Raw genomic sequence first — 25,227 nt, 5'->3', positions numbered from 1 at the left:
CGACGTAGGCTCGGATCATGACCTCGATCGAGCCTCTCGTCTTCCCGACCGACGCCGACGGCTGGGTGGCGTTCGCGTCCGGACGGCCCGCCGCCGCTGTCGCTCTCGTCGCCGATGTCGACGCCCGCCTCATCGATGCGGCGGACGAGATGGATGCCGCGACGCGCCTGGACCTGTGGAACGACGCCGATCTGGCGCTGCGGCAGGCCACGTGCGAGGCCTACCTGCTGAGTGAGGCGCACCCGGATGCCGAGGTGCGCCGCATCGCGGAGGAGCAGGTGCAGGCGCTCGAGGCGCTCTCGGCATCCCGCCTTCTCGACGCGAAGCTGTTCGCCGCATTCGAGGCGCTCACCGATGACGCTCTCGACGCCGACCAGGCCCGGCTGCTCGCGCAGGTGCGTCGCGACTTCCACCGCGGGGGCGTCGGCCTTCCTGCGGCGGATCGTGAGCGTGTGCGCGTGCTCACCGACCGCGACACGGAGCTGAGTCTGGAGTTCTCACGCAACATCCGCGACGGACGGCGCGAGATCCGCGTCGCCCCCGCGGCACTGGCGGGTCTGCCGCAGGACTTCATCGACGCGCACCCCGTCGACCACGACGGGCTGATCGTGCTCACGACCGAGTACACCGACCTTATGCCGGTGCGGGAATACGCGACCGACCGGGCGACGCGCACGGCGCTCGTCGCGGCCTACAACGACCTCGCGTGGCCGATGAACGACAGTGTCCTCGCCGAGCTGCTGGCCGTCCGCGCGGAACGTGCGCAGCTGCTCGGCTACCGCGACTGGGCCGACTACGAGACCGAGACCCGCATGATCGGCGCCGATCGTGTCGACGGCGGCAGCGCGGCGATCGCGGAGTTCCTCGCGCGTCTCGACGACGCATCGGCCGACGCGGCCGCTCGTGAGTACCCGGTGCTGCTCGAACGGCTGCAGCAGGACGACCCGGCGGCGACCGAGGTCACGATCGCCGACTTCTTCTACCTCCTCAGTGCGCTGCGCCGTGAGCGTCACGACGTCGACGCTCAGCTCGTGCGCTCGTACTTCTCCTTCGACCGGGTGCTGCCGGGCGTGCTCGACACGACCGCGCGCCTGCTCGACGTCGAGTACGTGCCTGTCGAGATCCGCACCTGGCACGACGACGTGCGCTCGTACGACGTCGTCCGCGAAGGTCAGCGGCTCGGTCGCATCCACCTCGACCTGCATCCGCGTGACGGCAAGTACAACCACGCCGCCTGCTTCCCCCTCGCCCCCGGCGTCGCGGGGCGTGTGCTGCCCGAGGCGGTGCTGCTGTGCAACTTTGCGCGCGGGCTGATGACCCACGACGAAGTCGTCACGTTCTTCCACGAGTTCGGCCACCTCGTGCACGACATCCTCGGCGGCGCGCAGCGCTTCGTGCGCTTCTCGGGCGTGGCGACGGAGTGGGACTTCGTCGAGGCGCCCAGCCAGCTGCTGGAGGAATGGGCGTGGGATGCCGAGGTCCTCGCCTCGTTCACCGCGAACGCCGCGGGCGAGCCGATCCCGGCCGATCTGGTCGCCAAGATGCGCGTCGCCGACGGGTTCGGGCGGGCCCTGGAGGTGCGCCGCCAGCTCGGCCACGCGAACGTGTCGTACCACCTGCACGTCGACCGTCCGGAAGACCTGCAGGCGGCCACGGAGCACTGGTACTCCGTGACGAGCCCGGTGCAGCCACTGCGCGGACGGCACCCGTACGCCGGATTCGGTCATCTCACCGGCTACGGTGCCTGCTACTACACGTACCAGTGGAGCCTCGTTATCGCCCGCGACCTGCTCTCGGGCTTCGGCGGCGACCTCATGGATGCCGAGGCGGCCTCCCGCTACCGCCGCGAGATCCTCGAGCCGGGCGGCAGTCGTGACGCGACCGCGCTCGTCGAGGCGTTCCTCGGACGACCGTACTCCTTCGACGCGTACCGGGCGTGGCTCGCCGGCGCCTGACCCGGTGACGGGTCGGCGTCGAGCCGGCGCGCGTCAGGTGAGGCGCGCGAGAGCGGCGACGAACGCGTCGACGTCGTCTTCGGACGTGTCGAAGGAGCACATCCAGCGGACCTCGTTCTTCGCGGCATCCCAGTCGTAGAAGCGGAAGCTCTCGCGCAGGGCATCGGCGACGCCGTCGGGCAGTACCGCGAAGACGCCGTTGGCCTGCGTCGGCTGGCTGAACGACACCGCGGTGACCGATCCGTCGGCGATCCCGGCTTCGACACCGGCCCGCAGGCGCTGGGCCATCGCGTTCGCGTGGCGCGCGTTGCGCAGGTACAGGTCCCCCTCGAGCAAGGCGACCAGCTGCGCGGAGATGAATCGCATCTTCGACGCCAGCTGCATGTTCAGCTTTCGCAGGAACAGCAGCCCCTCCGCGGCCGCCGGGTCGAGGACGACGACGGCTTCGCCGCCCAGGGCGCCGTTCTTCGTGCCGCCGAAGCTCAGCACATCCACGCCCACGTCGGTGGTGAAGGCGCGCAGCGGCAGATCGAGCGCCGCGGCCGCATTGGAGATGCGGGCACCGTCCAGGTGCAGGCGCATACCGCGGGCGTGCGCATGGTCGGCGAGGGCCGCGATCTCGTCGGGCGTGTACAGCGTGCCGAGCTCGGTCGACTGTGTGATCGAGACGACGAGCGGCTGCGCGCGGTGCTCGTCTCCCCATCCCCAGGCCTCGCGGTCGACGAGCTCAGGAGTCAGCTTGCCGTCGTCGGTGGGGACGTTCAGGATCTTGATCCCCGCAACCCGCTCGGGAGCGCCGCCCTCATCGACATTGATGTGCGCGGTGGATGCCGCGATCACCGCACCCCACCGCGGCAGCATCGACTGCAGCCCGACGACGTTCGCGCCCGTCCCGTTGAAGACGGGGAACGCCTCGGCGTGGTCGCCGAAGTGGTGGCGGAACACCTCCTGCAGTCGGGCCGTGTACGCGTCCTCGCCGTACGCGATCTGATGCCCGTGATTGGCGGCGGCGATGGCTTCGAGGATCTCGGGGTGGACGCCCGAGTAGTTGTCGCTGGCGAAGCCGCGGACGGAGGTGTCGTGAAGAGTCGTCACGGACATCCAATCTAGTTCGGCGCGCCGAGGCCGACGATCGTGTCGTTGACCTCGGCCGCGTCGGCATCCCAGAGCCCCACGAAGGCCGATCCGAGCGCCTCCTCCAGGCCCGCGAGAGCCCGGACGCGGAAGATGACGGATGCCGCGGTCTGCGCGACCCCGCGATCGCGCGCGTCCTTCGCGAAGCCCTGCGCCATCGCGCGAGCCCACGCCTCCTCGGCGGCCTTGACGGCGGCGTAATTGGCCCCGCCCGCCAGGGGACGCGCGACCGCCGTGGACGACACGATCGCCGTCCGGGCGGCGGGCGAGGCGTTCAAGTCGTCCCACCACGCGCGCGTGACGTGTCGCAGGGCGCTCAGCCCGCTCTCCAGCGCACGGTAGTCGGCCTCCGTCTGGCCGCGCAGCCCGCCGCCGCCGCGCCACCCCCCGACGAGGTGCAGCAGCCCGTCGACACGCACGCCGTCCGCGGCGAGTATCGCCGCGAACGCCGCGACCTCCGCCTCGTCGGCGAGGTCGCACACGGCCGTGCGCGCGCCCAGGTCGCGCAGGGGAGCGAGAGCGTCATCGCGGCGCCCCACCGCGATGACGCTCGCCCCGGCCGCCACGAGCGCGCGGGCGGCGGCGTGTCCACTCGCGCTCGTGGCGCCGGCGACGACGACCGTCGTCCCGCGGACGCCGTCATCCATCGCGGCCCGTGATGCCCGCGGTCGAGGAGATGACGCCGTGCATCTTCTTGTCGAGCGCCTCGAAGAACATCGACAGTGGGAACTCGTCGTCCAGCACGGCGTCGGTGTAGCCCTTCGGAGCTCCGGCCAGCACCTCGTCGGGCAGACCCCGCGCCCACACAGACGCCGGATGGGGCGTCACGACGCCGCGGACGAGCTCATACGCGGCGAGCCAGTGCGCGACTTTCGGCCGGTCGATCGACTCCCAGTACAGCCGGTCGATCGCGTCGCTGAGCGCGATGACCGCCGCCGGCACGTCGTCCCAGTCGAACGCCAGTGCGGTGTCGGTCCAGTGCAGCACGCCGCGCTGATGCAGCCAGGCGAACAGCAGCTGGCCGCCCAGTCCGTCGTAGTTGCGTACCCGCGTCCCGGTGATCGCGAACCGGAAGATCCGGTCGAAGAGCACGGCGTACTGGACGAGTTGCGCGTGATCGAGCATCTCCCGCTCGGCATCCGTCAGCTCTTCGCCCTGATCGGCCCGCGCGCTCAGCCGCGCGGCGATGCCGACGCACTCCCGGTACGCGGTCAGATCGCAGCGCAGCTCCTCGAGCGAGTACAGGAAGTACGGCATGCGCTGCTTGATCATGAACGGGTCGAACGGCAGGTCGCCGCGCATGTGACTGCGGTCGTGGATCAGGTCCCACATGACGAAGGTCTGCTCGGTCAGGCCCTGGTCGGTGAGCATGCGCGCGACGCCCTCCGGTACGTCGAGCTTCGTGATCTCGGATGCCGCGCCCACCACGCGCCGGAAGCGCGCCGCTTCGCGGTCCTGGAAGATCGCGCCCCACGTGAACGCCGGAATCTCACGCATGGCGACCGTCTCGGGGAACAGCACCGCGGAGTTCGTGTCGTAGCCGGACGTGAAATCCAGCAGGCGCAGGGAGACGAACAGGCCGTTGGTGTACGTGTGCTCCACCTCGGCGATGAACTCCGGCCAGATCACTTCGCAGAGCACCGCCTCCAGGTGCCGGTCGCGGGAGCCGTTCTGCGTGTACATCGGAAAGACGACGAGATGGCGCAGGCCGTCGACGCGGTCGCGTTGCGGCTGGAAGGTCACCAAGGAGTCGAGGAAGTCGGGCACGCCGAAGCCGCTGTCGGCCCACCGGTGCAGGTCGACGACGCACGCCGACAGGTAGGCGGCATCGTGCGGGAACAGCGGGGCGAGGCTTGCGATCGCCTCCGCGACCACGGCGACCAGTTCCGCGGCGTGATCACGGTGGGCGGGATCCGCCACCGAGCCGTCCTGCGCTTGCAGCGGCTGCAGCTGCGAGACGGCATCCTTCAGGGCCAGCCACGCCGGCTGCTGCGTGATCGGTCGGTCGTCTTCGACGAGCTGCGTGATCGGTCGGTCGTCTTCGACGAGCTGCGTGATCGGTCTGTCGTCTTCGACGACCTCGGGCTCTCCGATGACGGACTTCGCGGGCGTGAGAAGGGACATGGTGGGCACCTCCGATCGTTTGACAGGAATATTTACGGTCTGAGCGGCTAGCATCGGATATTCTTCCATGTGTGGAAGATGATGTCGACCGTCGAATCGTTGCCGAGGTCTCCCGTGACGGGCGGATGACCCTCGCCGACCTGTCCGCCGCGGTCGGACTGTCCGTCTCGGCGGTGCAGGCGCGGCTCAAGCGCCTCGAGTCCCGCGAGGTCATCACCGGGTACCGCGCCATCGTCGATGCCGACGCGGCCGGACGTCCTCTGGCCGCATTCATCGAGATCACTCCGCTCGACCCCGCGCAGCCCGACAATGCGCCCGAACTGCTCGAGCACCTCGACGCCATCGAAGCGTGCCACTCCATCGCGGGCGACGCCAGCTACATGCTCTTCGCCCGGGTCGCATCCCCCCGCGCACTCGAAGACCTCGTGCGCGACATCCGTCTCGCCGCGTCCGTCCGCACACGCACCACCGTCGTGCTGCAGACGTTCTACGAGCACCGGCCGATCGTGCCCCTCGGCGCCTCGTAGCGCTCGAGGCTGCGAGTGGGGGCGTCCACGCGCCGTCCGAATTTGTCCTTGCCGAAAACCTATGCTTGCTGTCACAATGTTGCGAGAGGCAACATATAGGTCACTCGCCGTTCTCCGCGGCGGGGTCGTCTGTCCGAATATGTTCTCTCCGTAAACAATCACCATTCCGTGAGCGATGTCTGCCACGCGGTGGTGGCTTCTGCATTCAGAGAGGAACGCACAGAACATGAAGCTCACACGCCTCGCGGCCTTGGCCGTCACCGGCACACTTCTCATCGGCGGATTGGCGGCGTGCTCATCCACGCCGGCAGCCTCCGGTGGAGCGGCAACCGGAGCCCAGGGTGAATGCAACGTCGGCATCTCCATGCCCACGCGCACCCTCGAACGCTGGATCAACGACGGCGAGGGTCTGCAGACCAAGCTGAAGGGCGACGGATGCACGGTCGACCTCCAGTACGCCGACAACAAGACCGATCAGCAGATCTCGCAGATTCAGAACCAGATCGCCGGTGGAGCGAAGATCCTCGTGATTGCCGCCATCGACGGCAGTTCTCTCGGCCCGGTGCTCGCCGAGGCCAAGAAGCAGAACATCACGGTCATCGCCTACGACCGTCTCATCAACGGCACGGGCGACGTCGACTATTACGCGACGTTCGACAACTACAAGGTCGGTCAGCTGCAGGGCGAGTTCATCGAGAAGCAGCTCGACCTCGCAAACGCGACGGGACCGTTCAATCTGGAGCCCTTCGCCGGCAGCCCCGACGACAACAACGCCAAGTTCTTCTTCTCCGGAGCCTGGGACGTTCTGCTGCCGTACGTCACCGCCGGCAAGCTCGTGGTTCCCTCGGGCAAGTCTCCGTCCAGCGACGCGGATTGGGCGTCGATCGGCATCCAGGGCTGGGCATCCGACAAGGCTCAGGCCGAGATGGACAACCGCCTCTCCTCGTTCTACACGTCGGGACAGAAGGTCAACGTCGTTCTGTCGCCGAACGACTCGCTCGCCATCGGCATCATCGCCTCGCTCAAGTCGGCCGGGTACACCCCCGGCTCCGCCTATCCGGTGCTCACCGGTCAGGACGCCGACAAGGCGAACGTGCAGGCCATCCTCAACGGCGAGCAGTCGATGACCGTCTGGAAGGACACCCGGGCCCTCGGCGATCGCGTGCAGAAGATGATCGCGTCGATCGTCGCGGGGCAGCAGGTCGAGGTCAACGACACCAAGACGTACGACAACGGCGTCAAGGTCGTGCCGTCCTACCTGCTCGACCCCGAGGTGGTCACCAAGGACACCGTGCAGTCCATGCTCATCGACTCCGGCTTCCTCAAGGCGAGCGACGTCGGTCAGTGAGTTCGAGGGGGGTGGATGCCGCGGCATCCACCCCCCTCTCTGCCCGGCGCGCATCGACTCAGCGGTCATCAACACATCGAGGTGAAGGACCCTATGGAACAGCCCATCCTGATCATGCGCGACATCGTCAAAGAGTTCGGTGCCGGCGTCCGTGCCCTGGACGGCGTCTCCCTGAGCGTTCAGCGCGGTGAGGTGCATGCCATCTGCGGTGAGAACGGCGCGGGCAAATCCACGCTGATGAAGGTGCTCTCGGGGGTGTATCCCACCGGATCCTTCGAGGGGGCGATCGAATTCGACGGTCACGATGCCGCGTACCGCTCGATCAACGACAGCGAAGCCGACGGCATCGTGATCATCCACCAAGAGCTGGCACTCAGTCCGTACCTCTCCATCGCGGAGAACATCTTCCTCGGCAACGAGATCCACAGACGCGGATTCGTCGATTGGAACGCGACCAACCTTGCCGCCGCCCAGCTCCTGGCGCGCGTCGGCCTGGACGAGAACCCCGCGACGAAGATCCTCGAGCTCGGCGTCGGCAAGCAGCAGCTCGTGGAGATCGCCAAGGCGATCTCCAAAGAGGTCAAACTGCTGATCCTCGACGAGCCGACCGCGGCGTTGAACGATGAGGACAGCGGTCATCTTCTGGCGCTCATCGACCAGCTGCGACAGCAGGGCATCACCTCGATCATCATCAGCCACAAGCTCAAGGAGATCCGCCGCATCGCCGACACCGTGACCGTGCTGCGCGACGGACGCACCATCGAGAGCATCGACATGCACGGGCCGAATGCCACCGAGGCGCGGATCATCCGCTCCATGGTCGGCCGCGACCTGACGAGCATGTTCCCGCCGCGCGAGCCCCATATCGGAGCCGAGCGGTTTCGCGTCGAGGAATGGACGGTGCATCATCCGGTCGATGTCGATCGCGTGGTCGTCGACAACGCCTCCTTCCACGTGCGCGCCGGCGAGATCGTCGGGTTCGCGGGCCTCATGGGTGCGGGTCGCACCGAACTGGCCATGAGCATCTTCGGTCGCAGCTACGGAACAGGAATCAGCGGCCGCGTCTACAAGGACGGGGTGCAGATCCAGACCCGCACCGTCGACGAGGCCATCCGCCACGGCATCGCCTACGCGACCGAGGACCGCAAACGCTACGGGCTCAACCTCATCGGCGACATCAAGATGAACGTGTCGGCGGCCGCCCTCGCGAAGCTCGCCCGGTTCGGGATCATCGACCGCTACCGGGAGTACAAGGTCGCCGACTCGTACCGCTCCAAGATGAACATCAAGGCGCCCTCCGTGGCGGTGCTGACAGGCAATCTGTCGGGCGGGAACCAGCAGAAGGTCGTGCTGTCGAAGTGGGTCTTCTCGGGCCCCGACATCCTCATCCTCGACGAACCCACTCGGGGCATCGACGTGGGCGCGAAGTACGAGATCTACGGGATCATCAACGAGCTCGCCGCCCAGGGCAAGGCCATCATCCTCATCTCCTCCGAGCTTCCCGAGCTGCTCGGACTGGCCGATCGCATCTACACCATCTCCGAAGGCCGCATCTCCGGCGAGCTCGAGCGCGCCGAGGCCACGCAAGAACGACTCATGCACTTCATGACAGCGGGAAAGGACCTGGCCCGATGAGCGCCACCACGTCGTCGACCTCTACTCGTCCCGGAGCGGGCACACCAGGCGGCTCACCCAAGCGACGGCTGCGCCTGAACGTCAACCTCCGTCAGTACGGCATCCTCGCCGCCCTCGCCGTAATCATCCTGCTCTTCCAGGTGCTGACCGGGGGACGCCTGCTGCTGCCGGGAAACGTCAACAACCTCATCCAGCAGAACGCCTACGTGCTGATCCTCGCGATCGGCATGGTGATGGTGATCATCGCCGGTCACATCGACCTCTCGGTCGGCTCGGTTGTCGCGATGGTCGGTGCGATCGCCGCGATCGCCATGAACGTCTGGGGCCTGCCGTGGTGGGCTGCGCTGCTGGTGGCGTTGGCCACCGGCGCCGTGGTGGGTGCCTGGCAGGGCTTCTGGGTCGCGTTCGTCGGCATCCCCGCTTTCATCGTCACCCTCGCCGGCATGCTGATCTTCCGGGGGTTCACCCTCGTGCTGCTCACGGGCGGCACGATCAGCGGCCTTCCGCCCCAGTTCACCGCGATCGGCGCCGGCTGGATTCCGGGCTTCGCGGGCGGCGTCCTCGGCCGCGACGCGTTCACGCTGATGCTCGGCCTCGTCGCATCGGCGGCGCTGATCGTGCAGCAGCTGCGTGCCCGCGCCGCGCTGCGGCGGCTCGAGCTGCCGCGCGAGCCTGGTGCGTCGTTCTGGACGAAGCAGATCATCGCGGTCGCGGCGATCATGGCGCTCACCTGGCTGCTGTCGGGTTACAGCGGCACGCCGATCATCCTCATCGTGCTGGCGGTGCTGATCCTCGCTTACAGCTATGTCCTCAGCCGGTCGGTGTTCGGGCGCCACATCTACGCGATGGGCGGCAACCTCTTCGCGGCACAGATGTCGGGCGTGAAGACCAAGTGGGTCACCTTCTTCATCTTCGTCAACATGGGTGCCCTGGCCGCCGTCGCGGGAATCGTCAGCACCGCCCGCGCCGGCTCGGCCGTGGCCTCGGCGGGCCAGAACTATGAGCTCGACGCGATCGCGGCCGTCTTCATCGGCGGCGCAGCCGTGCAGGGTGGAGTGGGGACGGTGGTCGGGGCGGTGATCGGCGGCCTGGTGATGGGGGTGCTCAACATGGGGCTGTCGATCCTGTCCGTGGATGCCGCGTGGCAGATGGCGATCAAGGGCTTTGTCCTGCTGCTGGCCGTCGCCTTCGACGTGTTCAACAAGAGACGCGCCGGCATGCGCTGAGCGCCGTTCCCGTCCGCGGCGACGCGGGCAGCCCGCGTCGCCGCGGTGGATCCGTGCGCCCGGCGGGACAGGAGAGGATGAGTCGCGATGAACATCCCCGCCGGCCCCGCCGCCGCGACCAGCAACGCGACGCTCCGGGGCAACAATCTCGCGCTCGTTTCGACGCTCGTGCATCGTTCGGGCCCGCTCAGTCGGGCCGAGCTCACGGCGCAGACCGGGTTGAGCCGATCTGCCATCGCGGGGCTGATCGGCGAGCTGGTCGACCTCGGGTGGGTCACGGAGGAGGCTCCGGCTCCGAGCGGACGGATCGGCCGCCCGAGCCCGATCGTCATGCCGGGCCGCGCCTACGCCGCTGTCGGTGTGCACATCGACGCCGACGCGATCACGGTGGGGCTGGTGGGTCTCGGCGGTGAGCTGCTGCGCCGCATCCGGGTCGATGTCCGCACCCCGCCGACACCGGTCGAGGCCGTGCGTACCGTCGGGTCCATCGTCGAAGGACTTCGGCTGGAGCGTGCGGAACGGAGCATCATCGGCATCGGCGTGGCCGTTCCCGGACTCGTCGATGCGGAGTCGGGCGATGTGCGGTGGACCCCACGACTCGGGTGGTCGGCGGTGGCGATCGGCGCGCAGATGGAGCGCGCGCTCGGCATCCCCGCGCTCGTGGGCAACGACTGCTCGCTGGAGGGCATCGCCGAGGCGAGGTTCGGTGTGGCGCGGGGAATCGACGACGTCGTCTACGTCGCTGGTCACGCCAGCGGCATCGGCGGTGGGGTGATCGTGGGCGGCGTGCCCCTTCAGGGCGCCTCGGGCTATGCGGCGGAACTCGGGCACACCCTCGTGCGCACGGGCGGCGCGCTCTGCCGCTGTGGCCGTCGCGGCTGTCTCGAAGCCGAGGTGAGTCTGGACGGCCTGCTCGAGATCCTCGGCCGCTCCACGATCGACCAGGACGAGCTCGACATCGAGCTGGGAACCTCGCGCGATCCGCGGCTGCTCGCCGAGGTCACCCGACAGACCGCGCTGCTCGCCGAGGGCATGTCGACGTTCATCCACCTGTTCAACCCGCGGATGGTCGTGTTGGGCGGCTTCCTCGGATCGCTCCTTTCGGCCGGGCGCGAGCGGCTGTCGGTGGAGGTGTCCTCGCGAACGCTCAGCGAGTTCCGCCGCAGCGTGCGGATCGAACGCGCCGCCCTGCGCTCGCGTCTCGAGCTGGTGGGAGCCACCGAGCCCCTCTTCGACCGGGCGCTGGCCGATCCGGCCGCGGCGGGAGCGATCCGCTGAGTCGGCGTCGCGTCGCAATACATCCCGCGATGGATGCCGCGGCTCGCGCCGTCGCGTAGCGTCGAAGCGTGTTCCGCACGCTCACCCGCACGCAGCTGACGGTCGACATCGTCGTCGCCGGCGTCTTCGCGATGTTCGCGGTGCTGGCGACCCTCGTCCCCTGGGACACCGTCAGTTCAGGCGTGCTGCCCCCGCGCGTGGCGCTCGCCGTCGCGATGGTGCTCACCGTGGTCTTCTCGGCCGCCGCCGCGATCCGGCGCCTGGCTCCGGAGCTGGCGCTGGCGGTGTGCTGGGTGGCCGCGAGCATGCAGATGGCCAGCGGCCTGCCGCCGCTGCCGGCGAACGTCGTGATCTTCGGCGTGCTCTACACCACCGCGGCATACGGGGCGCGACGCACGTTCTGGCTCGGACTCGCCTCATCGTTGGTCGGCGCGGTCGCGATCGCCGTCTACATCGTCGTGGTGCCGCTCCTGCTTGGAGCCGGCACCCCGAACGGCATCGGCACCTACGTGTTCGCCAGTGTCGCCACCTTCGCCTCCGCCGCGTTCGCCCTGCTGCTGTCGTGGACGACGGGTGCGCTGGTGCGCACCACGCTGCGTGCTCGCGAGAATCGCCGCGCGCAGGAGCTCGCCGAGGCCACGGCGGTCGCCGAGGCCGAGCGCACCCGCATCGCCCGCGACATGCACGACGTGGTCGCCCATTCGCTCGCGGTCGTGATCGCGCAGGCCGACGGCGCGCGCTACGCCGCGGCATCCGACCCGGCCGTCGCCGCAGCGACGCTCGGCACGATCTCCGCCACGGCCCGCGCCGCGCTGTCCGACGTGCGGATGCTGCTGACGCAGTTGCGGCACACGCAGGCCGAAGGCCCGCAGCCCACACTCGCCGACCTCGAGCAGCTCTACGCACAGGTGCGCGCGGCGGGCGTCGCACTGCGCGTCGACATCGACCCCATGCCGAGCGCCGAGGTGCCCTCTGCGGTACAGCTCGCCGTCTTCCGCATCCTGCAGGAGGCGCTCACCAATGCGTTGCGCCACGGCGCGCGCGCCGAGGTGAGCGTGCGGCTGGCGTGGCACCCTGAAAGAGTGGAGCTGAGCGTGAGCAACCCCATCGATCCGCCGTCGCCGCTTGCCGCCGCGCACGGCGACCGCGGGGAGGGCGAGGCGCGCGGACACGGGCTCATCGGCATGCGCGAGCGCGCACAGCTCGTCGGCGGGCACCTCGAGGCGGCGCCCCGCGGGCAGGTCTTCGTCGTGACCGCCTCGCTGCCGATCGCCGGGCAGCCGATCACTCCGGGATCGCTCCCCGGGCCGAACCTTCCAGGTTCGCACGTGCCGGGCGCGGCCCGGTGAGCGCGCCGATCCGCGTCGTCCTCATCGACGACCAGGCCCTTTTCCGCGCCGGCATCCGCATGGTCATCGACTCGCAGCCCGATCTGACCGTCGTCGGCGAAGCCGGAGACGGGGCCGAAGGCGTGCGCGTCGTCCGCCAGACACGACCCGACGTCGTGCTCATGGACATCCGGATGCCGGTGATGGACGGCCTCGCAGCGACCGCCGAGCTGCTGGCGGATCCGAGCCTGGCAGCCGCGCCGCCGCGGATCGTCATGCTCACGACGTTCGACCTCGACGAGGCGGCCGCCCGCGCGATTCGTCAGGGGGCGAGCGGCTTCCTCCTGAAGGACGCCGATCCGGAGTTCCTGCTCGCAGCGATCCGTACGGTGCAGTCAGGCTCGGCAGTCATCGCCGCCGCGGCCACCCGCGAGCTGTTCGCCCAGTTCTCCGCCCCCCTGCGCGCGACGCCACCGGCCTTCGCCGAGCTCACCGACCGGGAGCGGGAGATCTTCGCCCTCGGCGCCGCCGCCTTCTCCAATGCCGAGATCGCCCAGCGCGAGTTCCTCTCCGAGGCGACGGTGAAAACCCACATCAGTCGCGTGCTGGGAAAGCTCGGGCTCCGCGACCGCGTGCAGCTCGTCGTCTTCGCCTTCGAGCACGGCCTGGCCTGAGAGAGAACGTTCCTCCAGATCATCCTTGCGATGTAGGGGGCCGCGACGCGAGGCCGACGCGGCGCCACGAGCGCCCTCCGTAGCGTCGAGAGCATGCAGATCACCATGACCGAACTCGGGCTCGCCGCTCGCGTGCAGAGCCTCACCAAGACCTACGGCGGCGGCGAGAGCGGCGTGCGTGCTCTCGACGGCGTCACCGTCGGCATCCGCCGCGGCGAGTTCACCGCCATCATGGGCCCGTCGGGCTCGGGAAAGTCGACGCTCATGCACATCATGGCCGGGCTGGACGGCGCCACGAGCGGTCGGGCGTGGATCGGCGACACCGAGATCACGGGACTGTCCGACCTCGAGCTGACGATTCTGCGCCGTCGTCGGATCGGCTTCGTCTTCCAGGCGTTCAACCTCGTGCCGACACTCGACGCAATCGGCAACATCATGCTGCCCTTCGATCTCGACGGGCGCCGCCCGACGGCGCTGGAGCGGGCTCGCATCGACGACCTCATCGACACCCTGGGTCTGCGGGCACGCCTGCAGCACCGGCCGCACGAGCTCTCCGGTGGGCAGCAGCAGCGCGTCGCCATCGCCCGCGCCCTCGCGACTTCCCCCGACCTCGTCTTCGCCGACGAGCCGACCGGCAATCTCGACTCCCGCTCGAGCCGCGAAGTGCTGGCTCTTCTCGCCGCAGCCAGCCGGGAGCGCGGGCAGTCCATCGCGATGGTGACGCACGATCCGGTCGCCGCCGCTCATGCCGACCGCGTGCTGTTCCTCGGTGACGGCCGGGTCGTGGCCGACAAGCCGGCGCAGACGGCCGAGCAGGTCTCGGCGTTCATGCTGGCCGCGGAGGTGAGGGCGTGAGCGCGCTCGTCGCCGATCGCGCGGCACCGCCGACGGCTGCGCTCCGCCGCGCCTGGGCACGAGCGGCGTGGCTGCGCGAGCGCGGCATGGGGGCGAGCATTCTCGTCGCCGCGATCTCGTCCGCGTTCGGCGTACTTCTGCTGACCGCCACCGGCTACATCGCTACGTGGGCGCGCACCGACCCCTACCTGGGAGACAGTGAGACGGTCGCGATCATCCTCGGCATCCTCAGCGTCCTGCTCGTCGGTGTCGCCGTGTACGTCGCCGCGATCGTGACGGCCAACACCTTCGCGACCATCGTCGCCGGCCGCACCCGCCAGATCGCCCTGATGCGGCTGATCGGCGCGTCCGCGCGGGCGCAGCGCCGCCAGGTCGGGCGTCAGGGCGTGGGAGTCGGCCTCATCGGAGCCACCGCCGGGCTCGTCGTGGGAGCCGCCGTCGCCGCCGCGCTCGTTCGTGCCGCCGACGCACTGCTGCACGTCACCGTCGGCTATGCCGTGCTGCAGCCGGTGCTGCTGCTCCCGGCCGCCGTCGTGGCGCTGACGACCTGGGCCGGCGCCTGGAGCGGATCGCGCCGGGTGCTGGCGGTGACGCCCCTGCAGGCGCTCGGCGGAGCGACGCCGCGTACCCGCGACGAGACTCGATCGCGCGGGCGTACCACGGTCGCGGTCGCGCTCGGGTCCGCCGGTGCGGCGCTGCTCGCCGGCGGCGTGGTCGTCGGGACGGCATCGCCGCTGGGTGTCATCGTCGCCTTCTTCGGCGGTGTGCTGTCCTTCACCGCTCTCGCGCTGGGGGCCGTCCTCGTCATGCCGCCACTGCTGCGCCTGAGCGGACGCGCCTTCGGACGCTCGGCGCCCGCGCGTCTGGCCGCCGAGAATGCGCTGCGCTACCCCGAGCGCGCCAGCCGGATGGCGATCGGTGTCGTGATGGGGGTGACCCTCGTGGTGATGTTCGCGGTCGCGAGTGCGTCGGTGAAGGCGCTGCTGACCGCCGCAGCCGATGGAGTTCCGGCGGCCGAGCTCAGCCGCGTGCTCGACACGTTCGCGGCCATCATGATGGGGCTCGTCGCGGTGTCGGCCGTGATCGCCGCCGTCGGACTCGTCAACCTTCTGACGATCGGTGTCGTGCAGCGTCGGCGTGAGCTCGGCCTGTTGCGCGCGCTGGGGCTGTCGTCCGCGCAGGTGCGCACCGTGGTGCTGCTGGAGGCCGTGCACGTGACGATCACGGCGCTGGCTTTCGGGCTGGTGCTCGGCGTCGTCTATGGCTGGGTGGCGGCGCAGTCGCTGCTCGGCTCGGTCGCGCTGCCGCCGTCGTTCGCAGCGCCGACGGTCGTGGCCCCCGCCGTGCCGTGGATGCCGGTGCTCATCGTCGTCGCGGCGACGGCGCTACTGACCGTTGTCGCCACGGTCGTTCCCACACGGCTGGCGACGCGGGTGAGTGCCGTGGAGGCCCTCGCCGAGTGAGACTCCGGGCGCGTTGGGAGCGCCCGGACGCCGGCTGCCGCGGTCACGGCTTCGACCGCGGCGGCCGGCATTTCGGGAAGGCAGCCGTCAGCGTTCGGATGGGTCGACGGAGGTGTCCTCCGCGGCTTCGGGATCGTACGCCCAGGTCGGCGCCAGCGCCTTCAGTCGCGCGCCGCGCCACTGCCACGTCGCCCACAGCACGGGCCACAGCGGGGCCGCCGCCGCACCGCCGATGACGAGCCGGTCACGCCAGAGCGTGCGAGACGGATCGCCCGGCGCGGGGGAGACGGCCATCTGGTGGTCCCAGACATCGAGGGCCGCGAGGGGACCGGTCAGCGGGATGCCGCTGTCACGGAAGATGCGCACGGGACCGTTCGCATCGTCGACGTGCCGCTCGCTCACATGGATCAGCTGCTGGCCGAGCCCGATCCGCCCGGCGACGCTCATGCGCACGGGGACGTCGGCGCCCGGCTCGAGACGCAGCGGCAGTCCCTCCGCCGCCATCGGTGCCAGCTCGACGAACGGGCCGTACAGGTCGGCGACCGCGCGCGGCGAGTGCAGGGCGCGCCACGCGGCATCCGCGTCGCAGTCCAGGACGAGCTTCAGCATGATCCGCATGCGCCCAGTCTCGCATCCGCCTGCCCGTAGCCTGGAGACATGGCCTCCCCGTTCGATCAGTCCCGCTATCAGGTGCGCATGGAATGGGGCACCTCGGGGCTCGAGCGCGTGGCGGCATCCGATGTCGTGGTCGTCGTCGACGTGCTCCGATTCTCGAGCACGGTCGCGCGGCGCATCGAGGCGGGCGAGACCGTTGCGTTGGATGCCGCCGCCCACGCCCTGTCGCTGAACGGCGCCGCCGTCGCCGCCCGCGCCGCCGAGAGCGACGCGGTGGTGTTCCTGGGAGCACTGGTCAATGCCGCCGCGGTGGCCGCCGCCGTCATGGCCGAGCAGCAGCGCCGCGCGGCGCGCACGAGCATCCTCGTCATCGCCGCCGGCGAGCTCTCGTCCCGTGAACCCGGCGCCGCCCTTCGCGTCGCGGTCGAAGACCTCCTCGGCGCCGGCGCGATCGTCGATGCGCTCGGAGCGCTCGGCATCGACCACACCTCGCCCGAGGCGGCGGCCGCCGGTGAGGCGTTCCGGGGCCTGCGCCCTGCGCTGCGGCACCTCTTGACCGCCGGCGGATCGGGGCAGGAGCTCATCGACCGGGGCCTGCGCGATGACGTGCTCGCCGCCGCGCAGGTGGATGCCGTGTCGTCGACGCCCGTGCTGCGTGACGGGACGTTCGCGGCGTACGCCTGAGTCGCGCTCAGAGCGGCGCGCCGACCGCCTCCCGCGGCGTCATCGCCGCCCGACGCGTGGCCGGTGAGATCTCGCGGCGCGTCCAGACGAAGAGGAAGCGGTCGTCGAAGGATGCCGAGCAGCGCGCGCACGACGTCGGCCTCGTGGCGCGGCGATGACGATAGGCGATGTGACCGGTGGGGCAGACGCCCACCCACGGGGCCAGCTCGGTGGCCGTCTCGCCGTGATGGGTCGTGCCGCCGGTGTAGCCGAGCAAGCGGGCCGTGCGCTTCCACGCCGCGCCGTGCCCGGCCCGCGGACCGGCGAGCGCGTGCGCGACCTCGTGCAGCAGCGTCTGGCGGTTGGTCTCGTCGTCGTATCGCGCGGCGAGGTACCGGGAGACGGTGATGCGCTGGCGCGTGTAGTCGCAGGCTCCCGCGCGCCGCTTCGCATTGTCGAAGGCGAACGTCCACGACGCATCGAGATGCGCACGGATGAGAGCCTCGGCCTCGCGCCGGACGACGTCCAGATCGGTCATACGGACACGCTAGAACGGATGTCCGACACTCAGCTCGCGACGGCCGTGCTGCGACGGCGGTCGGCGGCTTCGATGGCCAGCAGCGTCGATTCGAGCTGCTCCTCCGGCGTGCCCGTCTGCTGACGCAGGAACAGCGCGCGCTTGAAGTCGGCGCGGGCGTCGGCGTAGTCCTCGGCGTCGTAGCTCACCTTGCCGCGATGTTGGAAGGCGAACGCCGCAAGGGCTGCCCAGCCCTGTCCTTCCGCCTCTTCGGCGCAGGTGGTCAGCTCCTGGTGGGCCGCGGCGTACGCTCCCCGCACCTGCAGCACGCTCGCGTGCAGGATCCGCGCGCGCAGCAGATCCTTGCGGGTCCCGCCCATCCGTGCCACACGCACCGACTGCTCCGACACGACGAGGGACTCGTCCCACCGACCGAGCACCTTCAGCAGCCACACCCGTTCGAGCAGAGCCGGAAGGCTGCGCTGGTCGCCCAACTCGTCGAGGCGCTCCTGGCACTCGCGAGGGTCCACCATCTCGCGCAGCGTCTGCGGGTCGTATCCCTTGATGTAGCTCACGGGCAGGCCCCCTTCGTCGTGCGAATCGTCGTGCGAACGCGCCCGCATGAGGCGCACCCCTCCAGTGTGACCCGAGGCCGTCGGGGGGCCCGCCTGTACACGCCGCGGCCGTCGATTCTCAGCGTTCGAACACGGATGCCGCGGGCTTGGGCGATGCGGTGGCATCGGCATCCGTCGCCACTCGGGCGCCTCGGACGAACTCGTCGAGCTCTGCGCCCTGCGCGACCTTCGCCGGGTGGGGACCGGCGGCCATCAGTCGCGGCAACCACTCGACGGGCAGGGGAGAGAGGGAGGCCGCGATGACGAGATTGCCGAAGCGGCGACCCTTCAGCGTCTGCACCTCCGCGAGCACGATGACTTCGGGAAGCACCTCCCGCACGGTGGCGACCTCGCGGCGGGCGAAGGCGAGTCCCGCGCCGTCGGCGACGTTCACGAGAAGTACCCCGTCGGGCGCGAGCAGCCCGCCGAGGATGCGGAAGTACTCGACGGTGGTGAGGTGCGCGGGCGTCTGCGCACCGGCGAACACGTCGGAGACCACGAGGTCGGCGGTACCCTGCAGCCCGGCCGGAAGGCGACCGGCGACGTCGCGCGCATCGCCGATGCGCACCCGCACCTGCGCGCCGCGCGGCAGCGGCAGACGGGCGCGCACGAGGTCGACGAGGGGCTGCTCGAGCTCGATCACCTGCTGCCGCGAGCCGGGGCGCGTGTGCTCGACGTAGCGGGGGAGGGTGAGCGCTCCCGCGCCGAGGTGGATCGCGGTGAGCGGCTGCCCCGGCATCCGGAGCCGGTCGATGACCGCGCCCATCCGCGCGACGTACTCGAAGTGAAGGTGCCCGGGGTCGTCGAGGTCGACGTGCGACTGCGGTGTGCCGTCCACATCCAGCTCGTAGCCGCCGGCGTAGCGGCTCGGCACGACCCGCGCGATCGTGCCGTCCGACAGGCGCGCCTGCGGTTCGTCGTTCTCCACGTGCGCGCGAGCCATGCCTCCCACGGTACTCGCGCGCCCGCACTCGGCTCGTGGCGTGCGCAACTCCGCCTGAATCGGCGTTGCCGGGTGTGGGGGCCGCGGTCGGCGCGTGTGAGGCGGAGTTGTGCACGCCGCAGTCAGGTGACCGGAGGCAGGTCGGCCGAGCCCACCGACGGAGGTCGGCCGCCGGTACGCTCGGATCGTGGCGGTCATCGATCTCAACGCCGATCTCGGCGAGACGGTCGGCGGGCTGCCCACGGCGGACGACGACGCCATGTTCGCGCTGATCTCGAGCGCGTCGATCGCGTGCGGGGGCCACGCCGGCGACACGGCCTCGATGCGCGCCGCGGTCGAGCGCGCCGCCCGCACCGGCGTCGCGATCGGAGCGCACCCTTCCTACCCCGATCGCGCCGGCTTCGGACGGACGCCCCTCGCGATGAGCGCAGCCGATCTCCGCCGGAGCCTGGACGACCAGCTCGGCACCCTCGCCGCCGTCGCCGACATTCGCTACGTCAAGCCCCACGGGGCGCTCTATCACGCCGTCCGCGCCGACGCCGCGCACGCCCGTGCGGTGGTGGATGCCGTGGCGGCGCTGGCCGCGGGGCTCGGCCGTGCCGTTCCGATCCTGGGTCTGGACGGCGTCATCGCCGACGAGGCCTCGCGGGCCGGTGTCCCGTTCGTGCGCGAGGCGTTCCTCGATCGCGGCTACCTGCCCGACGGTGGGCTCGTGCCGCGGAGCGACCCCGGGGCGCTCCTGCACGACCCCGACGAGGTGGCTGCACGCGCGCTGCGACTGGCGTGCGACGGGGTCGTCGAAGCCGTCGACGGCAGCCTCGTCGCCACCGGTGCGGCATCGCTGTGCGTCCACGGCGACTCACCGGGCGCCGTCGCGATGGCCCGTGCCGTGCGCGCGGCGCTGGATGCCGCGGGTGTCGACGTCGCCGCGCCATGGTGACGCACGGCGACGCGGTGATCGGCGGCGGCATCCGGGTGCGGCCCTTCGGCGAGCGCGCGCTGCTCGCGGAGGTGGAGGACCTCGAGGCGGTTCTCGCGCTGCACGCCCGACTCGTGGCGACGCGGCGGCCCGGGATCGTCGATCTCGTGCCGGCGGCGCAGACGGTGCTCGTCGTCATCGACCCGACGGTGATGCCGCTCGCGTCGGCGCGGACGTGGGTGCTCTCGGCCCGCACGGCCGCCGCGCAGGGCGCACTCCCGCCGGCTCGCACCGTCGAGGTCCCCGTCGTCTACGACGGCGAGGACCTCCCTGCGCTCGCCGCCGAGCTCGGCATCGGCGTCGCGCAGCTGACCGCGCGCCACGCGGCGGCCGACTGGACGGTCGCCTTCACGGGGTTCGCGCCCGGTTTCGGCTACCTCGTGAGCGCCGACTGGCCTTTCGACGTGCCGCGGAGGGCGCGTCCGCGGCCACGGGTGCCGGCCGGCGCCGTCGCGCTCGCGGGGCGCTTCTCGGGGGCGTATCCGCGCTCGACGCCCGGCGGTTGGCAGCTGATCGGCACGACCCCCGCGCTGCTGTTCGACCCCGATGCCGCATCCCCCGCGCTCCTTCGGCCCGGCGACCATGTGCGCTTCGTTCCGACGGCGCCGTCGGCGGCGGGGCGCCCGGTCGCCGTCGACATCCCGGCCGGTGCCGCCTCTCGCGCCGTGTCGCCGTCGTCGCGCGCCCGCGACGGCATCGTGGTGCGCGCGCCGGGGCCTGCGGCGACGGTACAGGACCAGGGCCGGCGCGGCGTGCTCGCCGACGGCGTCGCGCTGTCCGGGGCGGCCGACCGGGCGGCGCTGCGGGTCGCCAACCGGCTCGTCGGCACCGCGGCCACCGCGGCCGGCGTCGAGATCACGATGGGCGGGTTCCGTGCGGTGCGGGATGCCGCGGCATCCGCGGAGGAGCTCTGGTTCGCCCTCGCGGGTGCGTGGGGGACGATGCGTCTCGACGGTCGGCCGCTCGACCCCTACGTCGCCCACCCCTGGCCGGCGGGCGCGGAGCTGGAGATCGACACCTTCACGCACGGTGTGCGCGCCTACCTCGCGGTCCGCGGCGGCGTGGCCGCGCGCTCACTTCTCGGTTCGAGGGCGACGGACACCCTCGCGGGGCTCGGCCCGGCGCCGTTGGCAGCCGGGGATGTGCTCGGTGTGGGGAGCGACGTCGTCGCACCCGTGCCCGCCGTCGATGTGCGCCCGTGGGGGCCACCCGCCTCGGAGCTCGAGATCGCGGTGGCGCCAGGCCCGCGCGCCGACCGGTTCGCCACGGTGGAGCCGTTGTTCGCGGAGGTCTGGACGGTGTCCACACAGGCCGATCGGGTGGGCATCCGCCTGGAGGGCCCGGCGCTGGAGCGCGCCGATGTCTCGGAGCTGGCGAGCGAGGGCATGCTGCCCGGTGCGATCCAGGTGCCGCCGGACGGACACCCCGTCATCCTCGGCCCGGACGGTCCGGTCACCGGCGGCTACCCGGTCGTCGCGGTGGTGACGGATGCCGATCGCGATCTGCTGGGCCAGGCGAAGCCGGGCACACGGCTGCGCTTCCGCCGCGCCGGCGGGACATCGTCGCGCCGCTTCTGAGAGCGCGTCCGCGCGGTTATACCGCAGCCGGGGAGGCGCGTCAAGAATCGACTGGACATGGCGCGTCGTGCGGACTATAGTGGGTAGTTGCGCTCCCTTCCCCCATGCCCTCATATGGTGGTCGGCTTGTGCCTGCGTTGAGTGAACGTGCCCCCGGATCATCGGAGGCGTCGCGCAGGAGTGGAACGGAGCACTCCACCTGACGACAAGGAAACCAGCCCCTGCCCGGGCTCATGGAGGTAATCCCCTTGGCTGCTGCGCGCAACGCAACCAATTCCACCACCACCCCCAAGAACGGCCGCGGCGCTTCGCGCCTGTCGTTCGCCAAGATCTCCGACACGCTGACGGTCCCCGACCTTCTCGCGCTGCAGACGGAGTCCTTCGACTGGCTCGTCGGCAACGACGCCTGGAAGGCCCGTGTCGCAGAGGCGAAGTCCGTCGGTCGCACCGACGTGCCGGAGACCAGCGGCCTCGAGGAGATCTTCGAGGAGATCTCGCCCATCGAGGACCTCGGCGAAACGATGCAGCTGAGCTTCACGAACCCCTACCTCGAGCCGGAGAAGTACTCGATCGAGGAGTGCAAGGAGCGCGGCAAGACCTACGCCGCCCCGCTGTACGTCGAGGCCGAGTTCATGAACCACCTCACGGGTGAGATCAAGACGCAGACCGTCTTCATGGGCGACTTCCCGCTGCAGACCGGCAAGGGAACCTTCATCATCAACGGCACCGAGCGTGTCGTCGTCTCGCAGCTGGTGCGCAGCCCGGGTGTCTACTTCGACAAGACCCCCGACAAGACCAGTGACAAGGACATCGTCTCGGCCCGCGTCATCCCCAGCCGTGGCGCCTGGCTCGAGTTCGAGATCGACAAGCGCGACCAGGTCGGCGTGCGCATCGACCGCAAGCGCAAGCAGTCGGTGACCGTCTTCCTCAAGGCCCTCGGCCTGTCCAGCGAAGACATCCTCGCCGAGTTCGCCGGCTACGAGTCGATCGCCGACACCCTGAGCAAGGACACGATCCTCACCAAGGAGGACGCGCTCCGCGACATCTACCGCAAGCTCCGTCCGGGCGAGCAGGTCGCCGCCGAGGCCGCCCGCGCGCTGCTGGACAACTTCTACTTCAACCCGAAGCGCTACGACCTCGCCAAGGTCGGCCGGTACAAGATCAACCAGAAGCTCGGCCTCGACAAGCCGCTGAGCGACTCGGTGCTCACCGTCGACGACATCGTCGCCACGATCAAGTACCTCGTCGCCCTGCACAACGGCGACGCGAGCATCCCGGGCGTGCGTAACGGCCAGGCCGCTGAGATCCGCCTGGACGTCGACGACATCGACAACTTCGGCAACCGTCGCATCCGCGCCGTCGGCGAGCTCATCCAGAACCAGGTCCGCACCGGCCTGTCGCGCATGGAGCGCGTCGTCCGCGAGCGCATGACCACCCAGGACATCGAGGCGATCACGCCGCAGACCCTGATCAACGTCCGTCCCGTCGTGGCGGCGATCAAGGAGTTCTTCGGCACGTCGCAGCTGTCGCAGTTCATGGACCAGAACAACCCGCTCGCGGGTCTGACGCACAAGCGTCGCCTCTCGGCCCTGGGCCCGGGCGGTCTGTCGCGTGAGCGCGCCGGCGTCGAGGTCCGCGACGTCCACCCGTCGCACTACGGCCGCATGTGCCCGATCGAGACGCCGGAAGGCCCGAACATCGGTCTGATCGGCTCGCTCGCCTCGTTCGCCCGCATCAACGCGTTCGGCTTCATCGAGACGCCGTACCGCCGCGTGGTCGAGGGCAAGGTCACCGACCAGATCGACTACCTCACGGCATCCGAGGAGAACGACTACATCGTCGCGCAGGCGGGCGCCGAGCTCACCGCCGACGGCTCGTTCGCCACCGATCGCGTTCTCGCCCGTCGCGGCAAGGGCGGCGAGGTCGACCTGTTCCACGCCGACGAGATCGGCTACATGGACGTCTCGCCGCGCCAGATGGTGTCGGTCGGTACCTCCCTCATCCCGTTCCTCGAGCACGACGACGCCAACCGCGCCCTCATGGGTGCGAACATGCAGCGTCAGGCCGTGCCGCTGCTGCGCAGCGACTCGCCGTTCGTCGGAACCGGTATGGAGGGCTACGCCGCCATCGACGCCGGTGACGTCATCACCGCCGACAAGGCCGGTGTCGTCATGGAGGTCTCCGCCGACGTCGTCACCGTGCAGCTGGACGAGGGCGGCACGAAGGACTACTTCCTCCGCAAGTTCGACCGCTCCAACCAGGGCAACTCCTACAACCAGCGCGTCATCGTCTCGGCGGGCGACCGGGTCGAGGTCGGCGAGGTCATCGCCGACGGCCCCGCCACCGAGAACGGCGAGCTGGCGATCGGAAAGAACCTGCTCGTCGCGTTCATGACGTGGGAGGGTCACAACTTCGAGGACGCCATCATCCTCAGCCAGGACCTCGTCAAGAACGACACTCTCTCCTCGATCCACATCGAGGAGTACGAGGTGGATGCTCGTGACACCAAGCTCGGCAAGGAGGAGATCACCCGTGACCTCCCCAACGTCAGCCCCGACCTGCTGAAGGACCTCGACGAGCGCGGCATCGTCCGCATCGGCGCCGAGGTGCGTCCCGGTGACATCCTCGTCGGCAAGGTCACGCCCAAGGGCGAGACCGAGCTCAGCGCCGAGGAGCGCCTGCTGCGCGCGATCTTCAACGAGAAGAGCCGCGAAGTCCGCGACACCTCGCTGAAGGTGCCCCACGGTGAGCAGGGCACGATCATCGCCGTCAAGGAGTTCAACGCCGAGGACGGCGACGACGAGCTGGGCTCGGGCGTCAACCGCCGCGTCGTGGTCTACATCGCCCAGAAGCGCAAGATCACCGAGGGTGACAAGCTCGCCGGCCGTCACGGCAACAAGGGCGTCATCGCGAAGATCCTGCCCGTCGAGGACATGCCGTTCCTCGCGGACGGCACGCCGGTCGACGTCGTGCTCAACCCGCTCGGCATCCCGGGTCGAATGAACTTCGGCCAGGTGCTGGAGACCCACCTCGGGTGGATCGCCAAGCAGGGCTGGAAGGTCGAGGGCACCCCGGAGTGGGCCGTGCAGCTGCCGGAGGAGGCCCGTGAGGCCGCTCCCGGAACCAAGGTCGCGACCCCGGTGTTCGACGGTGCGCACGAGGCGGAGATCGCGGGTCTGCTCGACTCGACGCTGCCCAACCGCGACGGCGAGCGTCTCATCGACAGCTCGGGCAAGACGACGCTGTTCGACGGTCGCTCCGGCGAGCCGTTCCCGGCGCCCATCTCGGTCGGCTACATGTACATCCTGAAGCTGCACCACCTCGTGGACGACAAGATCCACGCGCGCTCGACGGGCCCGTACTCGATGATCACCCAGCAGCCGCTCGGTGGTAAGGCGCAGTTCGGCGGTCAGCGTTTCGGTGAGATGGAGGTGTGGGCCCTCGAGGCCTACGGCGCCGCGTACGCGCTCCAGGAGCTCCTGACGATCAAGTCCGACGACATCGTCGGCCGCGTGAAGGTCTACGAGGCCATCGTCAAGGGCGAGAACATCCAGGAGCCCGGCATTCCCGAGTCGTTCAAGGTGCTCATGAAGGAGATGCAGTCGCTCTGCCTGAACGTCGAGGTCCTCTCGGCCGATGGCACGCCCGTCAACCTCCGAGACACGGATGACGAGGCCTTCCGCGCCGCGGAGGAGCTCGGCATCAACATCTCCAGCCGCTTCGAGTCCTCGTCGATCGACGAGATCTGACCCGCGGCCTGATTTCGAAACTT

21 protein-coding genes are annotated in these 25,227 nt (G+C 70.1%); 14 read left to right on the top strand and 7 right to left on the bottom strand.

Translation table 11 applies throughout. From position 1 onward, the window contains the following. The first annotated feature begins 17 nt into the window (after window positions 1–17). The gene (locus HMPREF1529_RS02780) at window positions 18–1,955 is read left to right on the top strand and encodes a M3 family metallopeptidase (protein WP_016463600.1); all 1,938 of its coding nucleotides are present in this window, start codon (window positions 18–20) and stop codon (window positions 1,953–1,955) included. A gap of 33 nt (window positions 1,956–1,988) precedes the next feature. Here the strand turns inward: HMPREF1529_RS02780 and HMPREF1529_RS02775 are convergent, their stop codons facing one another. Genes HMPREF1529_RS02775 through HMPREF1529_RS02765 form a run of 3 tightly spaced genes read right to left on the bottom strand, consistent with a single transcriptional unit; the run spans window position 1,989 to window position 5,213 of the window. Further along, window positions 1,989–3,056 carry a threonine aldolase family protein gene (locus tag HMPREF1529_RS02775; RefSeq protein WP_016463599.1) on the bottom strand — a complete coding sequence of 356 codons (1,068 nt, stop codon included), beginning with the start codon at window positions 3,054–3,056 and terminating at the stop codon, window positions 1,989–1,991. A 5-nt stretch (window positions 3,057–3,061) separates the two neighbouring features. Beyond that, complete coding sequence (locus HMPREF1529_RS02770; RefSeq protein WP_016463598.1) at window positions 3,062–3,736, bottom strand: SDR family NAD(P)-dependent oxidoreductase; 675 nt, start codon at window positions 3,734–3,736, stop codon at window positions 3,062–3,064. Continuing rightward, window positions 3,729–5,213, bottom strand: a complete 1,485-nt coding sequence (locus HMPREF1529_RS02765) for a DUF6421 family protein (RefSeq protein ID WP_016463597.1) — start codon at window positions 5,211–5,213, stop codon at window positions 3,729–3,731. The genes HMPREF1529_RS02770 and HMPREF1529_RS02765 overlap by 8 nt, the downstream gene beginning before the upstream one ends. A 71-nt stretch (window positions 5,214–5,284) precedes the next feature. Here HMPREF1529_RS02765 and HMPREF1529_RS02760 point away from each other — a divergent pair, with 71 nt between their 5' ends. The 9 genes from HMPREF1529_RS02760 to HMPREF1529_RS02720 all read left to right on the top strand — a co-directional run bounded on the left by HMPREF1529_RS02760 (window position 5,285) and on the right by HMPREF1529_RS02720 (window position 15,547). Next, entirely contained in the window at window positions 5,285–5,740 is a 456-nt protein-coding gene (locus HMPREF1529_RS02760) for an Lrp/AsnC family transcriptional regulator (protein ID WP_082784295.1), read from the top strand. A 226-nt stretch (window positions 5,741–5,966) separates the two neighbouring features. Next, entirely contained in the window at window positions 5,967–7,088 is a 1,122-nt protein-coding gene (chvE, locus tag HMPREF1529_RS02755) for a multiple monosaccharide ABC transporter substrate-binding protein (protein WP_016463595.1), read from the top strand. Between the two features lie 93 nt (window positions 7,089–7,181). Beyond that, window positions 7,182–8,723: a multiple monosaccharide ABC transporter ATP-binding protein gene (gene mmsA / locus HMPREF1529_RS02750; protein ID WP_016463594.1), complete on the top strand. Its 1,542-nt coding sequence runs from the start codon at window positions 7,182–7,184 to the stop codon at window positions 8,721–8,723. After that, window positions 8,720–9,949: a multiple monosaccharide ABC transporter permease gene (gene mmsB, locus HMPREF1529_RS02745; protein ID WP_016463593.1), complete on the top strand. Its 1,230-nt coding sequence runs from the start codon at window positions 8,720–8,722 to the stop codon at window positions 9,947–9,949. Before mmsA ends, mmsB begins: the two co-directional genes overlap by 4 nt. Before the next feature lie 87 nt (window positions 9,950–10,036). Continuing rightward, entirely contained in the window at window positions 10,037–11,227 is a 1,191-nt protein-coding gene (locus HMPREF1529_RS02740; RefSeq protein ID WP_016463592.1) for an ROK family transcriptional regulator, read from the top strand. Between the two features lie 68 nt (window positions 11,228–11,295). Beyond that, a complete protein-coding gene (locus HMPREF1529_RS02735) occupies window positions 11,296–12,576 on the top strand; it encodes a sensor histidine kinase (protein ID WP_016463591.1) in 1,281 nt (426 codons plus the stop codon). Further along, complete coding sequence (locus tag HMPREF1529_RS02730) at window positions 12,573–13,229, top strand: response regulator (protein ID WP_016463590.1); 657 nt, start codon at window positions 12,573–12,575, stop codon at window positions 13,227–13,229. Before HMPREF1529_RS02735 ends, HMPREF1529_RS02730 begins: the two co-directional genes overlap by 4 nt. 93 nt (window positions 13,230–13,322) lie before the next feature. Further along, window positions 13,323–14,084: an ABC transporter ATP-binding protein gene (locus tag HMPREF1529_RS02725; protein ID WP_005050557.1), complete on the top strand. Its 762-nt coding sequence runs from the start codon at window positions 13,323–13,325 to the stop codon at window positions 14,082–14,084. Further along, window positions 14,081–15,547 (top strand): ABC transporter permease, encoded by a 1,467-nt coding sequence (locus HMPREF1529_RS02720; RefSeq protein WP_016463589.1) that lies wholly within the window; start codon window positions 14,081–14,083, stop codon window positions 15,545–15,547. The genes HMPREF1529_RS02725 and HMPREF1529_RS02720 overlap by 4 nt, the downstream gene beginning before the upstream one ends. Before the next feature lie 87 nt (window positions 15,548–15,634). Here HMPREF1529_RS02720 and HMPREF1529_RS02715 read toward each other — a convergent pair whose 3' ends face one another. Beyond that, window positions 15,635–16,165, bottom strand: coding sequence for a hypothetical protein (locus HMPREF1529_RS02715; RefSeq protein WP_005050552.1), 531 nt, complete (start codon window positions 16,163–16,165; stop codon window positions 15,635–15,637). Window positions 16,166–16,204: 39 nt separating this feature from the next. Here HMPREF1529_RS02715 and HMPREF1529_RS02710 point away from each other — a divergent pair, with 39 nt between their 5' ends. Further along, window positions 16,205–16,846: a 2-phosphosulfolactate phosphatase gene (locus HMPREF1529_RS02710; protein WP_016463588.1), complete on the top strand. Its 642-nt coding sequence runs from the start codon at window positions 16,205–16,207 to the stop codon at window positions 16,844–16,846. 7 nt (window positions 16,847–16,853) lie between these two features. On the opposite strand, the gene HMPREF1529_RS02705 is transcribed toward HMPREF1529_RS02710, so the two are convergent. The 3 genes from HMPREF1529_RS02705 to HMPREF1529_RS02695 form a co-directional block, all read right to left on the bottom strand. Then, complete coding sequence (locus tag HMPREF1529_RS02705) at window positions 16,854–17,363, bottom strand: SprT-like domain-containing protein (RefSeq protein WP_005050550.1); 510 nt, start codon at window positions 17,361–17,363, stop codon at window positions 16,854–16,856. A 29-nt stretch (window positions 17,364–17,392) separates the two neighbouring features. After that, window positions 17,393–17,917, bottom strand: a complete 525-nt coding sequence (locus HMPREF1529_RS02700) for a hypothetical protein (RefSeq protein ID WP_036282934.1) — start codon at window positions 17,915–17,917, stop codon at window positions 17,393–17,395. Between the two features lie 118 nt (window positions 17,918–18,035). Next, window positions 18,036–18,899 (bottom strand): spermidine synthase, encoded by an 864-nt coding sequence (locus HMPREF1529_RS02695; protein WP_016463586.1) that lies wholly within the window; start codon window positions 18,897–18,899, stop codon window positions 18,036–18,038. A 187-nt stretch (window positions 18,900–19,086) separates the two neighbouring features. Between HMPREF1529_RS02695 and HMPREF1529_RS02690 the strand changes: the two genes are divergently transcribed. The 3 genes from HMPREF1529_RS02690 (at window position 19,087) to rpoB (ending at window position 25,204) form a co-directional block, all read left to right on the top strand. Continuing rightward, window positions 19,087–19,839 (top strand): 5-oxoprolinase subunit PxpA, encoded by a 753-nt coding sequence (locus HMPREF1529_RS02690; protein WP_005050546.1) that lies wholly within the window; start codon window positions 19,087–19,089, stop codon window positions 19,837–19,839. Continuing rightward, window positions 19,833–21,455 (top strand): 5-oxoprolinase/urea amidolyase family protein, encoded by a 1,623-nt coding sequence (locus tag HMPREF1529_RS02685; protein ID WP_005050545.1) that lies wholly within the window; start codon window positions 19,833–19,835, stop codon window positions 21,453–21,455. Before HMPREF1529_RS02690 ends, HMPREF1529_RS02685 begins: the two co-directional genes overlap by 7 nt. A 248-nt stretch (window positions 21,456–21,703) precedes the next feature. Continuing rightward, window positions 21,704–25,204, top strand: a complete 3,501-nt coding sequence (gene rpoB, locus HMPREF1529_RS02680; RefSeq protein ID WP_036282932.1) for a DNA-directed RNA polymerase subunit beta — start codon at window positions 21,704–21,706, stop codon at window positions 25,202–25,204. Window positions 25,205–25,227 lie beyond the last annotated feature (23 nt).

Origin of the sequence: Microbacterium sp. oral taxon 186 str. F0373 (assembly GCF_000411455.1) — a bacterium.
Taxonomy (GTDB): domain Bacteria; phylum Actinomycetota; class Actinomycetes; order Actinomycetales; family Microbacteriaceae; genus Microbacterium.
The sequence above is the reverse complement of the archived record's forward strand: the minus strand, read 5'-3'. Positions and strand labels throughout refer to the sequence as shown.

Coding starts and splice junctions, on each gene's coding strand:
- HMPREF1529_RS02780 (WP_016463600.1), top strand. CDS start 18: ATGACCTCGATCGAGCCTCTCGTCTTCCCGACCGACGCCGACGGCTGG.
- HMPREF1529_RS02775 (WP_016463599.1), bottom strand. CDS start 3,056: ATGTCCGTGACGACTCTTCACGACACCTCCGTCCGCGGCTTCGCCAGC.
- HMPREF1529_RS02770 (WP_016463598.1), bottom strand. CDS start 3,736: ATGGATGACGGCGTCCGCGGGACGACGGTCGTCGTCGCCGGCGCCACG.
- HMPREF1529_RS02765 (WP_016463597.1), bottom strand. CDS start 5,213: ATGTCCCTTCTCACGCCCGCGAAGTCCGTCATCGGAGAGCCCGAGGTC.
- chvE (WP_016463595.1), top strand. CDS start 5,967: ATGAAGCTCACACGCCTCGCGGCCTTGGCCGTCACCGGCACACTTCTC.
- mmsA (WP_016463594.1), top strand. CDS start 7,182: ATGGAACAGCCCATCCTGATCATGCGCGACATCGTCAAAGAGTTCGGT.
- mmsB (WP_016463593.1), top strand. CDS start 8,720: ATGAGCGCCACCACGTCGTCGACCTCTACTCGTCCCGGAGCGGGCACA.
- HMPREF1529_RS02740 (WP_016463592.1), top strand. CDS start 10,037: ATGAACATCCCCGCCGGCCCCGCCGCCGCGACCAGCAACGCGACGCTC.
- HMPREF1529_RS02725 (WP_005050557.1), top strand. CDS start 13,323: ATGCAGATCACCATGACCGAACTCGGGCTCGCCGCTCGCGTGCAGAGC.
- HMPREF1529_RS02715 (WP_005050552.1), bottom strand. CDS start 16,165: ATGCGGATCATGCTGAAGCTCGTCCTGGACTGCGACGCGGATGCCGCG.
- HMPREF1529_RS02710 (WP_016463588.1), top strand. CDS start 16,205: ATGGCCTCCCCGTTCGATCAGTCCCGCTATCAGGTGCGCATGGAATGG.
- HMPREF1529_RS02705 (WP_005050550.1), bottom strand. CDS start 17,363: ATGACCGATCTGGACGTCGTCCGGCGCGAGGCCGAGGCTCTCATCCGT.
- HMPREF1529_RS02695 (WP_016463586.1), bottom strand. CDS start 18,899: ATGGCTCGCGCGCACGTGGAGAACGACGAACCGCAGGCGCGCCTGTCG.
- HMPREF1529_RS02685 (WP_005050545.1), top strand. CDS start 19,833: ATGGTGACGCACGGCGACGCGGTGATCGGCGGCGGCATCCGGGTGCGG.